Source organism: Danxiaibacter flavus (assembly GCF_041060425.1).
Classification (GTDB): Bacteria; Bacteroidota; Bacteroidia; order Chitinophagales; family Chitinophagaceae; genus Danxiaibacter; species Danxiaibacter flavus.
The window spans coordinates 149,272-165,165 of record NZ_JAULBC010000004.1 but is presented as its reverse complement, the minus strand read 5'-3'; the positions used below and the strand labels follow the sequence as shown (position 1 = coordinate 165,165).

At 37.8% G+C, this 15,894-nt stretch carries 12 protein-coding genes; 4 read left to right on the top strand and 8 right to left on the bottom strand.

Translation table 11 applies throughout. From position 1 onward, the window contains the following. The first annotated feature begins 273 nt into the window (after positions 1–273). Both QTN47_RS13420 and QTN47_RS13415 read left to right on the top strand, forming a co-directional pair. Entirely contained in the window at positions 274–969 is a 696-nt protein-coding gene (locus tag QTN47_RS13420; protein ID WP_369329901.1) for a DUF2461 domain-containing protein, read from the top strand. Positions 970–1,126: 157 nt separating this feature from the next. Beyond that, positions 1,127–1,621, top strand: a complete 495-nt coding sequence (locus QTN47_RS13415) for a DinB family protein (protein ID WP_369329900.1) — start codon at positions 1,127–1,129, stop codon at positions 1,619–1,621. Between the two features lie 501 nt (positions 1,622–2,122). Here QTN47_RS13415 and QTN47_RS13410 read toward each other — a convergent pair. The 7 genes from QTN47_RS13410 to QTN47_RS13380 all read right to left on the bottom strand — a co-directional run bounded on the left by QTN47_RS13410 (position 2,123) and on the right by QTN47_RS13380 (position 13,347). Beyond that, positions 2,123–4,552 (bottom strand): ABC transporter permease, encoded by a 2,430-nt coding sequence (locus QTN47_RS13410; RefSeq protein ID WP_369329899.1) that lies wholly within the window; start codon positions 4,550–4,552, stop codon positions 2,123–2,125. A gap of 390 nt (positions 4,553–4,942) precedes the next feature. Further along, positions 4,943–7,111 carry a peptidase domain-containing ABC transporter gene (locus tag QTN47_RS13405; protein ID WP_369329898.1) on the bottom strand — a complete coding sequence of 723 codons (2,169 nt, stop codon included), beginning with the start codon at positions 7,109–7,111 and terminating at the stop codon, positions 4,943–4,945. Next, positions 7,101–7,616 carry a TlpA family protein disulfide reductase gene (locus QTN47_RS13400; protein ID WP_369329897.1) on the bottom strand — a complete coding sequence of 172 codons (516 nt, stop codon included), beginning with the start codon at positions 7,614–7,616 and terminating at the stop codon, positions 7,101–7,103. Before QTN47_RS13400 ends, QTN47_RS13405 begins: the two co-directional genes overlap by 11 nt. A 695-nt stretch (positions 7,617–8,311) precedes the next feature. Further along, positions 8,312–9,643 carry a hypothetical protein gene (locus QTN47_RS13395; protein ID WP_369329896.1) on the bottom strand — a complete coding sequence of 444 codons (1,332 nt, stop codon included), beginning with the start codon at positions 9,641–9,643 and terminating at the stop codon, positions 8,312–8,314. Between the two features lie 3 nt (positions 9,644–9,646). Next, positions 9,647–10,402 (bottom strand): ABC transporter ATP-binding protein, encoded by a 756-nt coding sequence (locus QTN47_RS13390; protein ID WP_369329895.1) that lies wholly within the window; start codon positions 10,400–10,402, stop codon positions 9,647–9,649. 366 nt (positions 10,403–10,768) lie between these two features. After that, on the bottom strand, positions 10,769–10,948 hold the full coding sequence (locus tag QTN47_RS13385) for a Blp family class II bacteriocin (protein ID WP_369329894.1): 180 nt from the start codon (positions 10,946–10,948) through the stop codon (positions 10,769–10,771). A 560-nt stretch (positions 10,949–11,508) separates the two neighbouring features. After that, the gene (locus QTN47_RS13380) at positions 11,509–13,347 is read right to left on the bottom strand and encodes an alpha-1,3-galactosidase-related protein (protein ID WP_369329893.1); all 1,839 of its coding nucleotides are present in this window, start codon (positions 13,345–13,347) and stop codon (positions 11,509–11,511) included. Positions 13,348–13,766: 419 nt separating this feature from the next. Here QTN47_RS13380 and QTN47_RS13375 point away from each other — a divergent pair, with 419 nt between their 5' ends. Both QTN47_RS13375 and QTN47_RS13370 read left to right on the top strand, forming a co-directional pair. Continuing rightward, positions 13,767–14,213, top strand: a complete 447-nt coding sequence (locus QTN47_RS13375; protein ID WP_369329892.1) for a heme-binding domain-containing protein — start codon at positions 13,767–13,769, stop codon at positions 14,211–14,213. Positions 14,214–14,394: 181 nt separating this feature from the next. Continuing rightward, positions 14,395–15,291 carry a metallophosphoesterase gene (locus QTN47_RS13370; protein WP_369329891.1) on the top strand — a complete coding sequence of 299 codons (897 nt, stop codon included), beginning with the start codon at positions 14,395–14,397 and terminating at the stop codon, positions 15,289–15,291. A gap of 98 nt (positions 15,292–15,389) precedes the next feature. Here the strand turns inward: QTN47_RS13370 and QTN47_RS13365 are convergent, their stop codons facing one another. After that, positions 15,390–15,878, bottom strand: a complete 489-nt coding sequence (locus tag QTN47_RS13365) for a hypothetical protein (RefSeq protein WP_369329890.1) — start codon at positions 15,876–15,878, stop codon at positions 15,390–15,392. Positions 15,879–15,894: the final 16 nt, after the last annotated feature.

Sequence of the window (15,894 nt, the reverse complement as noted above, 5' to 3'; positions counted from 1 at the left end):
TGCGCATCATTTATGTGAAACTGTTCGGTTGCAAATATATGAGCAACCATTCGGTTTCGCAAATTTTTTGGAATAAATTTTTGTTGATGATGAAGATTTTGTACTTGCGTTACGATTATTAATATAAGAAAGTTTATCGTATTAATTGTTTCCTGTAAGAAAGTCCGGCCAATATCAGGTGATCATGATATTATTTTCAAAAAATTTTGCACAGGAGAAACGCTAACTGAGCCTTTATATTTGCCCCCGGCTTTTGCCTTTAATGCATCGTTTATGACCAAACAAAATGAAGTAAAAATTGCCCATTCTTCCTTTGACTTTTTAGCTGATCTGAAGAAAAATAACAACAGGGAATGGTTCAACCAGCATAAAAACATTTTTATTCGGGAATCGGAAAAGCTGGAAGCTTTTGCTGATGCATTGCTACAGGCGCTAAGCGTGCACGATGCGATAGAAACGCTCTCAGGCAAAAAAGCATTGCATCGTATTTACAGGGATAGCCGTTTTTCGAAAGATAAAACGCCTTATAAAACCGGCTGGAGCGGCAATTTTAAACGCGCCACCAAATTCCGCCGCGGTGGTTATTATTTCCATATTGAGCCGGGCAACAACTTTGTTGCCGGTGGTTTCTGGGGACCAAACAATGAAGATCTGAAACGGGTAAGGGATGATATTGCATTTGACCCTGCACCATTAAGAAAAATTCTCGGCAGCAAATCATTTATAAAGACATTCGGAGCGCTTAAAGGCGAGCAATTAAAGTCTGCTCCTAAAGGTTTTGATGCAAAACATGAAGCTGTTGATCTGCTACGCTACAAGCAATATTTGCTTATTCGCCCGTTTTCTGATGACGAAGTGCTGAGCGCAGATTTTTTAGAGCAGGCAAATCAAACCTATAAGAACATGCGACCATTTTTTGATTACATGAGCGAGGTGCTGACGACTGATATAAATGGAATTGTCTTATAGGGAAATACGCTTTATTCTCCGGGTAACTAACGAATGGCTTTCGCAATTGGCCCGGAAATTGACGCATTCACAACCGTTAGAGCCTATTAATCGTGGTAAGTTTGTAATGTGAATACTGTTAGCATTTATAAATTCCTTATTTATAAAAATTACAAACATGGAAACACAAAAAAAGAACGCGTTGGAATTTTTTATTTCGTTGTATGATTTTCACACCAGTCAATATCACCATGCATTGGAGAATATTCCGGAAGAAAAAACACACGACCGTCTTAATACACAGGCCAATCATGTAGCCTATATTGCGGGTCGAATGGTCTATGAAAGAGAAGCGCTTGCTAAAGGTATACAGGTAAACATTCAACTGGATACAACGAAAGAATTCCAGGGTTTTAAAGGCATTCAGGATGGTGTAGTCTATCCTTCGCTGGAAGAATGCCGCAAAGCATGGGATAAGGTTTCGCCAGCTTTAAAAGAAGGTTTGCAAAAATTGACCGAAGAGCAATTAAACGGAAAGGATCCTTTCGAGATGCCAGGAGGTGATTTTAAATTGTTCGATTCCATAGTTTTCACCATAGATCATGAATCGTATTTTCTTGGGCAGTTAGGTTTGTACAGACGTTTGCTTGGCATTGCTGCCATGAAATTTTAAAGCGTTGAAGGTCGATTCCGTTTTGATGGCCGGAGGTTGTATCAGCATAGAATAATTACTGCAGACAAATATTTTAGCTGCACGCCTGAAAAAGGAAAATGACAGATTGAATAAAATTATTTTTTAGTGAAAGTTATTCAATAGGTTCAAAGCGGCTCTTCATGCACTGCAGAATATCAGGAATAGCGGGCCTTAAAAAGCCGTTTCCGGCGATGAGAGAAAACAGCTTTTTAATTGTCAATTCAATGTCGTTTAGTTAAGAGTTTGTAGTATTTAACACGCATAAAGTATCACGATCAGATCAATATTCGGGAGACCTCTCCTGTCGTCGAGGTGACGATGCGGTTCAAGACCTGAACATTATCATGTACTTGTTGCCAGAGCTGTTGTGATTACTTTTTCTGATAAGCCCGGATCGTCATGTCGACGATAGGAGACATCTTCCAAAATTGACGATGCCTGCCTAACTAAACCACATTGAATTGACAATTATACAAGATGTTATTCGGTTCTCAGGCTCTTAACCGGGTTAGCCAGGGACGCTCTTATCGTTTGAACACTTATGGTAATGAAAGCGATCAACAGCACCACAATGCAGGCAACCGGAAAGATCCACCAGCTGATATTAATCCGGTATGGAAAATTTTGAAGCCATTGATTTAAGAAATACCAGGCGATCGGGGTTGCTATTGCAAATGCGAGCAGTACAAGGAACAAAAATTCTTTTGACAATAGAGATGTTATTTGTGCTATCGATGCACCCAATACTTTTCGTACACCGATCTCTTTACGGCGTTGTTGCATGACAAGTGTAACTATGGCAAACAAGCCTAAACAACTCAATAGTACAGCAATCGCAGCAGATGTAAAAAAGATCTTGCTAAGCCGTTGTTCCTTTTCGTACCACCTTTCCGTATTTTCATTAACATAGGATGGTGTTAAGGTATTATCGGGTTCAATGGTTTTGTACGTTGCCCTGATGGTTTCCATGGTTCGTGCCGGATTGCCGGTTTTTACTTTAACCAGCATATAGCCAATCTGGTTGTGCTTATTCATCGTTAATGTTAAGGGCATCATTTTTTCATTCATGCTGAATAAGTGAAAATCGGGTATAATACCAACGATCGTCCAGTGCGGACCGGAGGTGTCTGTCATTGTTATGCCGAGTGCGTCAGACTTGCCGAATTGTTTGGCCATGCTTTCAGTAACAACTACATTTCCATCTGTTGCAGTCGAAGTGTCTGAAGTAAATTCGGGTGTAAATTCCCTGCCGGAAATAAGTTTAACTCCAAGTGTTTTCACGAAATCGTAATCGACCGTAAGCAGGTTGGTGAATATCTGTCTGCCTTCATAGTCAAAACCCATAGCCATTGTGCTTTGACTATGATCCAGGCCAATGCCTATATTTCCGGAGCTGCCTGAAATGCTGACTACTTCGGGATTTGATGCGAGGCTTGCCCTTAGTTGCCTGATATAAGCAGAACTGTTTTCTTTATTTTTTATAGGGATGCTTATTATATTTTCCTGTTCAAACCCAAGCGGTGCTGCGCGCAGGTGGTCAAACTGCCTGTAAATAATAAAAGTGCCGCATATCAGCAGGCTGGCCATGACAAACTGAAAAGTAATCAGGCTGTTGCGCAGATATACTGAGCGGTTCACTGACACTTTGCCTTTTAGCACTTCCACTGTTTTGAACCTCGATACCATCCATGCAGGATAGCCTCCGGCCAGGAATGATACCAGCACCACGCCAGCCATAACGCTTACAATAACGGCAGGCTGGATGAGTGTTGTAAGTTTTAGCTTTTCAACAAACAAGGCATTAAATGGAGTAAGTAAAGGATATGATACCGCAAGCGCGATAACAAGCGCTATCAGGCAAAGCATAAAACTTTCCACCCATAATTGTAGAAAGATCTGTTTTTTGCCGGCACCGATTGTTTTGCGCACGCCTACTTCGCGCGCACGTGTAAATGCACGAGCCACGTTGAGATTAATAAAATTAAAGCACGCAATCACAAGTACGAGAATAGCTATAAGTACAAGCGTATACAGGTATGGTTTGCTTACTGTGCCTCCTGAACCGATTTCCTGGTCGAAATGCAGGCTGGTAAAAGGTGCTAGTTTGAACGCAAACATGTCGCCATTTTCATCTTTGCGGAAACCACGTTTTGTCAGATCTTTTTCATCTGCCAGATGAAATTGCTTAACCATATTGCGAAGGCCATTTTCTACCTGCTGTTGTGTTGTATTTGGATTGATCTGCACATATACGGGATGATTCTGGTTGTTCCAGTTGTTTTTATTACTTGCATAATCGCCGCTCAACTCCATGCGGGCAAGTATATCGTAACGAAGCGTTGAATTGTCCGGAAAATCTGCTAATACCGAAGAAACTGCGAGCTCCTTCCATTCGCCTGATATTTTTACCCTGACCAGTTTGCCAACCGGATTCTCGTTACCAAATACTGCGCGCGCAGCTGTTTGACTGATTGCCACGTCGCCAATTCCTGCAAGTGGTGCGTTCGCGTTACCATTTATCACAGGAAAAGTAAACATGCTGAAGAAGTCGTTGTCAACCAGCAGAATGTTTTTATCCACTTCCTTTTCCTTGTACATAATACCCGTGCCGCCATAAATAACACCTGTTGATTTAATAATACCGGGCACATTTGCTTTCATCGACGGTGCTGCGGGATAGGACATTGTGCCGTTTTTTTCATCGCCCGTTGCTGTGTGGCTTAAAGCATAAACTTTGTATAGCTGCGGAGCGTTCTTATGAAATTTGTCGTACGAGAACTCGTAGTACACAGTTAATGAAAGCAGTATACAGCAAATAAAAGCAACAGAAAGGCCAGCTGTATTGATGAAGGCGTTTAACCTGTTCTTGGTAAGATTGCGCCACGCGGTTTTAAAGTAAGTGCCAAACATAGAGACAAGTATTTGATTGCCGCAGTAAAGCAATCCATATTGGTGCCGTTTTTGTAAGTTATTGACACGCAGATGGTTGGGGCTATCCAAGATTTTAAATTGTTCGTTTTTGATACAAATGGTGTGCGCTGATAAACATTGCGTCTAAGATCAGAAATGCCCAGAAATTTGCTGATCAAAAAGTTATACGGTGCTTTGTGAGTAGATAGCGGGTTTATTTCCTGTGGTTGTCCTTTTATTCGTTTGCGCCAAAAGAGTTTGTTTAGGGAATTCAATTGAATATCGAGGCTGGCTTTGAGTTAAAAAATCATTAGATTGAAGACCGTTGTGTACTTTATTTAAGCAGCGGTTTTTATAAACATGTTTGCTACCGCTAGTGCAATCAATGAATTAAGATGTTAAATCGTTCCAATATCTGCTATAAAGATTGGATGTTCTCAATAAAGTATCATGGTCTCCAACCGTTGTTATAGTATTATTTTCTAAAACATAAATTCTATCACAAAGAAATTTTAGAACATTCAAACGGTGGGTAATAAAAATAATTCCCATATCATTTTTGAGTTTCGCTAGTAAGTTTAAAACAAACCTCTCACAATGTCTGTCCATTCCGGCGGTCGCTTCATCAAGGATTAGAAGTTGAGGTTTTTTATATAAAGCTCTGGCAAATGCTATCAGTTGTCTTTGGCCTCCAGATAAATTTAAGCCCTCCTCTCCAACCAGGGTAAAAACAGATTGGGGCAGAATGTCAAAAAAAGGACTAAATCCATGTTGTTGTAAGAACGTAATAACAGCCTCTGTATTGTTAATAGCCTCGTCAAAGGCAATGTTTTCTAAAACTGTTCCATTAAAAATGTGAATGATTTGCGGAACTACTAAACAAGAACTTCGCCAACTAGACAACTGAACGTCTTCAAGGGGTAACTTACCATTAACCATAAATTCCCCACTTTCTGCCAGATAATGCCTTTGAATGATTTGGGTAAGTGTTGATTTACCAGAACCGTTGTCACCCATGATGGAAATAATTTCACCTTTTCTCACTAAAAATGAAACATTTTTTAATATGGGAGGGCTTCCTGCAAAGCGAAAATTTAAATTTGCCACAGATAACGAGTGAAATAAACTTAAATCAGATTTTGACATATCCTTTTTTTCAGGCTCCGAAGCAGCAAATTCAAACATTCGGTCAAATGCAACCACAGCCTCGTTTATCGATATACTCATTAATGCTAGATTTGCAACGGCGGGTAACAATGTACCGCACATGCCTAGAATAGCTAAAAGCTCACCTGTTTTGAGATGCTCGTTTAAAACCTGAGATGTTGAAAACAAAAGAACACCGGTTAGAAATAGGATACCAAATCCGTTAGCAGAAAATGAAAGACGAATTTTTATTTTTCCGAGATCAAGCTGTACATTTTGGTAATCCCGGTAAACAGCTTTGTTTTTGTTAGCAAATAGGGTCTGTTTGTTGTAGCTTTTGATTGAATCTATACCTTGTAATGTAGATATATAATTGGCTTCTACACTGGCATAATTATGCATTATAGTTTTTTGTTTTTCATTTATCTTTTTATTAAAAGCGTAAATAATAGAAAAGAATACAGGCATTGATAAAAGGCTGGCTACACCAACTTTCCATGAGTAAATGCACATAAAGGCAATCGATGTTATAGAAACCAGAACATCGATAATAGCATTACTAGCTAATTGATTTATTGCTTGTTGAATACGCGAAGTGTCATTCAAGCGTGCAACTAGTTCTCCAATCTTGCGTGTATCAAAAAATAGCTTTGGTAGTTTCAAGAGATGGGAATAAAAAAGATCAATGACTCTCGTATTGAAGTCCCTGCTATGTTTTAGGAAAAAATATTGACGCAAAACAGAAAATGCTTCTTTAAGTAAAAGCAATACACATACCAATGTAATACTCACAGTTAACGTAAGGAGGTCTCTTTTCGGAAGGATATTATCAACAAGCCGCTGCGAAAAAATTGCTAAGGTTAGTGATAAAAGGGATATGGCAATACCTAATGCAGTGGCAGCAAGCAAGAGGGGGACATCATCTTTTAATAACAGCTTCAACCATTGACGCTTAGCGGTTTTAACGTCTGCTGATTTTTTGAATTGGTCATTTGGAAAAAGAAACAAGCACACGTGTGTGGTCCAAATTTTTTCCAGTTCTGGCAGGCTAATATGTGCCATTCCGCGAGCGGGATCTCCAATTATAAAATAATGCTGACTTTTTTCGGTTACCGTGCCATAATAAACAACATAATGGTACGAGTTTTCATCTGGCTGGACATGTAGGATACAAGGTTCATCGGTATTTAGCAGTCTATCCAATGATATTTCGCATCCTTGAACGTCAAAACCTAGTTGTTTGGCAGCCTGATATAATCCCAGCAGTGTCGTGCCTTTAATGTAAGTACCACTGAGCTTACGGATATTTTCCAAAGTGTTAGAGCCTCCATAATATTTAATAATTGATAGTAGACAGGCAACGCCACAGTCGGATTGTTCTTGTTGAAGAACGATTTGATATTTATTTAGCATTGATCGCGTCTATAATGTTTTCAATTTTAGTTTCTCCCATTATCTTCCTAACTAAATTATGCTGTGCGTTGTATATGTAAAATGAAGGGACCGTATTTGAACCAAATTTTCTAAAGAATACGTTGTTTGTGTCTAATCCCAGAGTAACAAAGGGCAGGCTATCTAATTTAAATGTTGACATAAAGCCCGCGGCATCTGTCAAGTTAGCAGCTGTAATTAATAATAAATGCGCACTCGTCAATGTGGTGCTATGAGAAACAATCTGTGTCGCCATATACTGACAATGTTCGCATTCCGGCGAAAAATAGTTTATAATGATGGGTTTGTTTGTAAAAACGTTGCCACCATAGGGAAAGTAGAAGGGCAAGTCCGGTAGGCTTTTCGTTTCCTGCCACACTCTGGCCTTAATAGTTTTGATTTGGTAAACCTTATAGCCAAAAACGAGTAGTAACAAGAATACGCCGGTGATTATTGCATAAAAAAATACGGTTTTACCATTTGTCATTTCATTAAGAATTAAGAGTAGGAAATTGTTAAAAACACTGCTATTAACATCAATAATAACAGACCGGTAAGGTAGGAGCAACAAAATATTCGACACGCTTTTTTAATAGATATCCCGTAGGTAATAGACAGGAGGGGCGCTTCCTAAATAACAATACAATAATTCCCAAAGGTTTAGAGTTTGCAAAGGATAGAATAACGACCTTGGAGTTTCAGTATTGCTTAAATTCATCAGGGACAACGGTATGAAATTCAAGTCGGTTATTACGGTTGGCCCGTTTATGTTGAGCCACATAAAACGTATGAACAGAACTGGAATAAAAACCAGCTCTGCTTTTAAACAAATATTAAAATTACTTCTAAGGCTATTTTTTTCAATACCAATCAAACAGCCGACGGTTATAGAACATGAATTATATAAAATTTTAGCCAATAATAAAAAAGGAATAGAAGCATAACCGAGCCATATCCAATTTGTTGTTTGTCTAAAGGAGTCGGTGATTCTTTCCTGATCTAATATGTTTGCATAGGTACTAATAAACAAATCCTGCGTGAAAAAAATTGACTGAATTAAATAGGCAAAAGCAACAGTTATTGTAGCAAGCACAAAAAAGAATAATAATTTATTCATGTTCAATAGATCTCTATACATACCAACTCGGTTGTTTAAAATCATTTTGGTTCTGACATTGTTATTCAACGCATATCGCCAAGCCAAAAAAGTTTAGATTTAAATCGTCTGCAAATGCTTTTTTTATTTGCTTTCATATAAAGCCAGGCCCCAATTGAAATAAGACTCAATCCTACATGTCCTATGATCAAATACATGTTTTCATTAAAACAGTAGCCAATAGCTATTGCAAATGGAAAAAAGACAGCGATAAAAACTTGTGAAGTGGTGCCCTTCAGATTGAATAAAGAAAGCTTTACTTCGAAAAATTGCAAAAAAGAAATCAATATGCCAAGGCTAACAAGAGCAACGGAGATATTTAACCAACAAAGTAAAAATTTTAGGTTCAAGTTTTTTAATAAATGCATTGAAAATAGTGTAATAATAAAGTCAATCAAAAGTGCTGGTATTATAAGCTTAAAATAGCTGTCCACATATTTTTCAAATGAATTATTAGTTATGGATATAGTAATTGCAGTTGTTTTTAGTATGCCCCATAGATTATTAAAAATATAAGTGAATAAGTACAATGGACATCCGACAAGAAAGAGGACAGTTATCTTGGTAAATTCAGGCACTTTGGGTGCTATAAAAAACATGAATACTGTTTTTGCTGTAATTGCAAGAAAAAATAACCGCCTAAATAAAAAATTTGTCATACTTATCTTCACGTATGAACATTTGTTAAGTAATGGGATCGTTACATCTACATTTTCAAGTTGATATAACTTTGCGGAGTAAAAGCAAAACCAAAGCGCTAATAAAAGTAGATCTAATCCTAAAAACAAGAAAAAGACTGCTGGAAAAGACGATGAGAGAAAAATGCCAATTAGAAGGCAAGCAAATATAGACAGTAATAACATTTTATAAACTTTGTTCCCCCAACTAATCGCATTGCCTAAGTTTTCCGCGACTAAAAATCCAAATGAAAGAAAAAGGAAATGATTAAATGAAATTTCTAATGTTGAATACTGGCTTAAAGAACAAAACAAAAGAACATATATTGTCAACGCTGCGACTACTGGCCTTGTCAAACTGAATGCAACAAGATCAATTAGTGCAATTTTATTTTTTGGTATTGGATAGTGACAGCTAATTGGAGCTTGTTTTATGACATAAAATGGAAAGAATTTCAGTAAAATAGGTATGACTAATATTGCCCATTGATTGATTTGTAGCAATCTATCCGGATTTAGATCTATCTTGCCAAGATGTGCCTCGTCAAATAAAATTGCAGTGAGGTATGCATATAAACCAACAAATAAAACAGTGAAAAATATAATTAACAGTCTTTTCCAGTTTTGAGGAGAATAATATTCCCGCATTTTCCACTGCCATATAAATAGAAATATTTTCATCAGCTAGATTATTTTATCAAGGGCAATATTATTTTCAGCTTTGGGGCTTAAATACTTCAAAAGACTAGTACCAAGATCGTTCTTTGAATTGTTTTTAAATATATCGAGCGTGTCATTAAATACAAGTTCCCCCTGTTCCAAAATACCTATGTTTGTAGCGATCTGGTCAACATATAAAAGGTCGTGAGAAGAAATAAGAATTATTCTGTTATTTGTGCGATATTTTTTAATTAGAGAGCAAAGCCTTGCACACGCACTGGGATCAAGATTTGCGAAGGGCTCGTCTAGTAACAAAAGCTGCGGCTTATTTACAAGCGCCGCACATATTGAAATTTTTTTCTTCATCCCTGAAGAAAAAGTTTTGATACTTTTCTTGAGTTTTTCTTTGTCGTCAAAAAAATAATCAAAAAGGTTTTGTATTTGTGAATGTAATTCTGTTTCGCGCATGCCATAAAGCAATCCAACGAAATGCAAGTAATCGTAAGCATTTAGCTCTTCGATTAATTGATTATATTGACTTTGCAGGCCTATCGTCTTTTTTAATGATAATTCGTGTTTTGCAAAAGTTTTGCCGTCTATCAAGATGGCGCCTTCTTCAGGTTCTGTAAGGTTTGCAAGTAAGTTGATGATTGTGCTTTTACCCGCACCGTTACTTCCAAGCAAACAATAAATGCTGTCTGACTGAATATCAATATTTAGATTCTTAAATACAATATTTGATTTGAATTTTTTTGAAATATCTCGTAACGTTATGTGCATAAAAAGGGGCAGTTTAGTAAGGCAATAAAATAGGTTTACTTTTTAGACTTTCTTTTTTTAGAATATCTTCCAAGTAGAGCAATCAGAACCACAAAGAGTCCCATAAATAATCCGGCGTTACTAGTCATTATTATTTTTTTTATCCTGAAAATCAGGTGATATTTAAAAAAAATCAGCTCATTAGAATTGTCTATTAATAAATATTTCGACCCAGGTGTTTAGATATTCAACATCATATCTCTTTCTACGCAAGAAACTTTTTTTCTAACAATAATATTACCATAGTATTATAATTGCTCTTTGCATAACGCAGGCTCATAATATTATTAGCCGCTGAGATATGATGTTGATTTTACAAACGCTGCTCTAGTCCGCGGGAGTTAATAGCATACAACCAAATGTTGTCAATCCACCAACAAACGGATTAAATCCAGCTGCAATTCCAGCGGCAAAGCCCATCGCCATGCATCCTGTGTTTCGGTTCGTTCTTGTTAATCCACCGATAATTTTTTCCATCTCCTGAACATCTAAAGTTCTAAAATTCATTGTTTCATGATTTTAATTTTAATAACCTATTTATAATCGAAAATTGCGGGCAAGGTTATATAGCCCGCAATCTCCGCCAGCCCTACGCTAAGGTTTGGAGATTCAGCGTCCTTATTTATTTTTTCTTTGGGGTCAATCAAGGAAAATTCCCGCAATTTGTAGCTACCAAATATGATTTACCTAATAAGGTGGATATTTATTGATTGATCAGTTCGTGCAAGGTTGTTTTCCCGCAAGCATGAAGTTAGAACGATAAAGTTTATATGGGTGTTCCAAAAGTTCTTTTAAATAACCCCAAAACACCATCTTTCGTAAGTTTAAGAATCTGGTTGTCCTACGGCCCAAATTGGGATGATAGATCTTTTGAATGAATCTGAAATTTCGACAAGCTATTTTGAAGCAATGCCCGTTTAGACTAACAGGCTACTTTGAGGATCTTCAACATTTAGTAAGGCAAATACTTTTTCTGATACGATGCAATTTGATAAACAAAAAGGACAAAGTGAATATTTCAGCTTTGTCCTTTTGTTTGTCGGAAACATAAATGGTGCAATAATTTCTTATTCAGTCAATACGATCCCCTGGTGTTTTTGCAGTTGTAATTCTTTTTTTGGTGTTGCGATAAGCTTGATGTTTTTTCCGGGTACATCTCCTTGTAGCTGATTGTTTGCAACTTCTATTGTTTTGCAATATTCAAATGTCAGCATATGCTTTCTGTAATGAAATGGCTGGAAACGCGTTGAGCGGATGATGGTGTTATTATTAAAATGTAAACCTGCTGCTGATTTTGCATAAAGCACGGGGTAATCAAAAGGATGGAATGTATTGTTTTCGATGCGTATGTTCCTGTGAAAAGGTTTGTTTGCGTCAGGCCTGGGTATTTCAGGGTCAATACTTATGATGCCTTCACAAAACTGGTACAATGAAGTAAGACATAGATCATTGAAAACATTGTTACGTATGGTTACATCTTTTACAGCGCCTGATTCGTACCAGCCGTTTGCATCACCCGGAATCAAAATGGCGGAACCGCTTGATTCAAATACATTATTTTCTATGATTACTTTACCAGGTGTCGAAATCAAAATACCTCTTGCCCGATTGCTTCCAAAAAAACTGTTTTTTATCAAAACATCAGGTGTGCAGGTCAGGTTTTCCAATGCATCGCCTTCTATAATAGTTGCGGGAACAGGTTTTGAAAAACTTATCTCAAATTCTTCCGGACTATTTAAATGAAAAGATTCAACCTTGCCGGTATCAATTGTGTTCATTGCTTCATTTTCAATAAAACCAATTGTTTCTCCTTCTCTTGCCCAGGTAAAACCGATACTTTGCTCATGCACAAATCGACAAAGAAGCTTTGTATCACTCAATTTTTTCATGATGCGTACGGAAGTACCATGCACATTTACCGGGTCATCCATCAGTGATAAAAAACGACAGCTGTCAATGGTTAACTGGCCGTTGCAATTTGAAAAATGCATACCGTCATCATGTCCTGAAAGTATCCTGTTTTTGACTGCATTGGGAACAACATTCACCCGCTTAAAATAAAGATCACCCGAATACTGTGATAATATACCCAGGCCTGCGCAGTGATATAAATTCATATTCTCAATAACAACATTGCGGCTGTTAATGATAAATGTTCCAGCATGATCTCTTGCACTGTGCCGCAACACCAGCCAGTTACCCTTAAGTGGTTTGTGTTTGCCAGTATACTGCAGACGCACATAGCCTTGTTTTAATTCTATGGCTTTATAATTTTTGAAGTTATCGCCCATGCAGCCTGCATCCCCGGTTTGCGATGTTACCTGTTTTGTATTGTTGTCAAACTCCATTGATCCCCACCATTCGCTTTTCCATCCTTCGCCAACAAACACCAGTTTGTTGTTTTCTATGACATAAGGAGATTCAAACGCATTAATGACGAGGTCTATATAATCATCTGTAGCTTCAGCTATTTGAGCCTGGGCTGTTAAAGGAATTTCCCAATCAATATTTACATTACGGATAGTGATGTTTTTACTGCTGTCGATAGTAAAAGGCTGCATCCTGTCATGAAAAATAAAATCGGCCTTGTTGCAGTTTATTTCAAGCTTATTGAAGCCTTCTATCAGTATAGGGCATCTTCTGAGCGGGATAACATCTGTATTGCTTTCATAATATAACTTCTCAGTTACATATTGTGGCCAGAAATCGTACCGGCCTGCGGGAAATATCAGTACCGGGTCTTTCTTTGTTTTGCAATCATTCAATGCTTTTAAAACATAAGGCACTGCATTTTGCCTGGAGCCGGCCGTATACCCGTAATCTGTTATGCGAATGGTGTCCTGAGCCTGGCCTGTGGTTCCATATAGTAGAGCTGCCGATATAAAAGCGATTAAGCTGAATTTCATAAATAGACATTTACAACCGAAAAGATCGTAAGCTAAATGATTGGTTGATGTAATTGATGTTGCCGGTAATATTTATTATTGAATAATGTATTTTTTATGTTCGATCCGTCGCCATTGTCCATCTGGAGATTGTTTTCAAAGGCAAAACTATTTTGGTGTAAGCCGAATCCTTATGACAGCAGTTACATAAGTAAAGTTTTCTTGTGATTACCGGTAAGAGTGATAAGACAGTGGCTGACTCGCCGTATCATTTGATCATTAAAAAGCGGCAAAATGTATGGTTTTTCATAGTAATATTTGAGTAATTGGATATCTTTCCAATTACGATCTTCTACCACATGAGGACGTACCTGGTGATTGCCGTGAAGCTTGCATGCTGCTGAAGAATCCGGATAATAAAAATTAAAAAAATAAACACAATGAAAAAAGTAATTATGCCGATTGCGGCGGTACTGATTATTATTCAATTTTTTCGTCCACAAAAAAACATTTCGGCTCAAGTGCAGGCTAATGCTATTGAGCGGCATTACACCGTTCCTCAGCATGTAAGTACACTCTTAAAGACTGCGTGCTACGATTGTCACTCCAACAATACCAGCTATCCCTGGTATAACAATATGCAGCCAATTGCGTGGTGGTTATCAAGTCATGTAAATGAAGGCAAAGAGGAGCTGAATTTTGATGAGTTTAACCTTTATACAGTAGAGAAGAAAAAGAAAAAACTCCACGAGATAGCCAAAACGGTCAAGGAAGGAGAAATGCCGTTATCGTCGTATACGCTTGTTCATACGAACGCAAAGTTGTCAAAGCCGCAACAGGACGAAATAAGCGAATGGGCAAGCTCATTGGAAAAAGAAATTCGATAGAAAAGAAAATAATGTTTTGTCTCCAAAACCGTCGCGATCTGCCGCAAGTTTACAAGAACAAATGTTCTTGCTTTATCAGTGCATAGCAGTTGATATGAAAAAGTGCAAAAATGGATGTCATAAAAGCGATACCAGATAATGCTGACTCAATTAAATGGCAACCAAAATAAAAAATAAGTACATGAAAAAAATCTGGATTCTTTTCACATTAACCCTGTTGATGCATTTTACACAAAACCTCAACGCACAAACAAAATCTGCTATCCGGTTTGGGTTAGTGACAGATATACAATATGCAGATGCAGACAGCAGGGGGAGCCGGTTTTATAGGAACTCATTAGCAAAACTCAAAGAGAGCATTTCCTTTTTTAATCAGCAACATCTCCCTTTCATGCTGAACCTCGGCGATGTTACTGACCGCAACCCGAAAGATCTGGATACTGTACTAAGTGAGTTGAACGGATTTAAAAATCAGGTATATACAACGCCGGGAAATCATGACTATAGTGACATTGCCAATAATCAGGCTTTGTATAAGAAGCTGAACATGCCGGACGAATATTATTCATTTAGAAAGGGGAATTGGCGTTTTATCATGCTAAATACTAATGAAGTGGCTTCTTATTCAAATATTTCAGGGACCTGGAAACAAAAGGAGTATGAAGAGATGACCAGGACAATCAAAGAAAGAAATGGGAAAAATGCCGAGGAATACAATGGGGGTATCAGCAGCAAGCAGTTGCTCTGGCTTGAAAACCTTCTTGATCTTTCACAACAGAAAGGTGAGGAGGTGTTGATATTCTCGCATCATCCGCTGGGCTGCGCAGAAGGGCTCACTGCATTGAATGACCAACAAATAATAAATCTGATCTCTAGTTTCAAATGTGTAAAAGCAGTTATAGCCGGACACCACCATGCCGGCGCTTTTTGTGAAATCAATGGAATACCCTGTATCGTTGCGGAAGGAATGGTAGAGACGGAAGCACAAAATTCATACGGAGTTATAGAACTGCATCCAGCCAAAATAGTTCTTAATGGTTATGGCAGGATGACTTCCCGGACTATTGAAATAAAATAACTATTCGCAAACACCAATTGTATTGCCGGCTGTGAATTACGCAGCCGGAATTTTGGTTATGTAAACTACAGCTTTACAAAAGTAATAAACGCCTTAAATCAGGCCAGCTTATTCATTTTACGCTGTTGCCTAAATTGCAAAACAGAACCAACGATAAGCAAAATTAAAAGTAACAGCAGTGTTTTTGCAATTAATGGATCTTTAGGTCCATGAGCCAAAGGATGTCCTGCAGGAATACGGTTAAATGTTTCATTTACGGTAGGAATTATCGATAAGAAGAAACTGAATGACAGAAAAAACGTTTCGATATAACGTGCCCGGTTGTTTCCTGGCTTTTTTGCATGTAAAAAATATGCCACCGATATCAAAACCACGATTAATAGCGCAAGAATATGTCCCGGATTAACACCCTTAATACTTGATAATCCAAGGGCTGTCAGTGAAGTGATAAGCGTAAAATAAAAATAGATTTTGCCCGGCAGTTTGTTCAAGTCTATTTTACCGCTCCTGATAAAAGCAATAACTGCCGCAATAATCGCAATAACACCAATGGCTGTGTGAAAGATCCCTAATTTGGAAAGTCCCATTTTTATAAATTTTAGA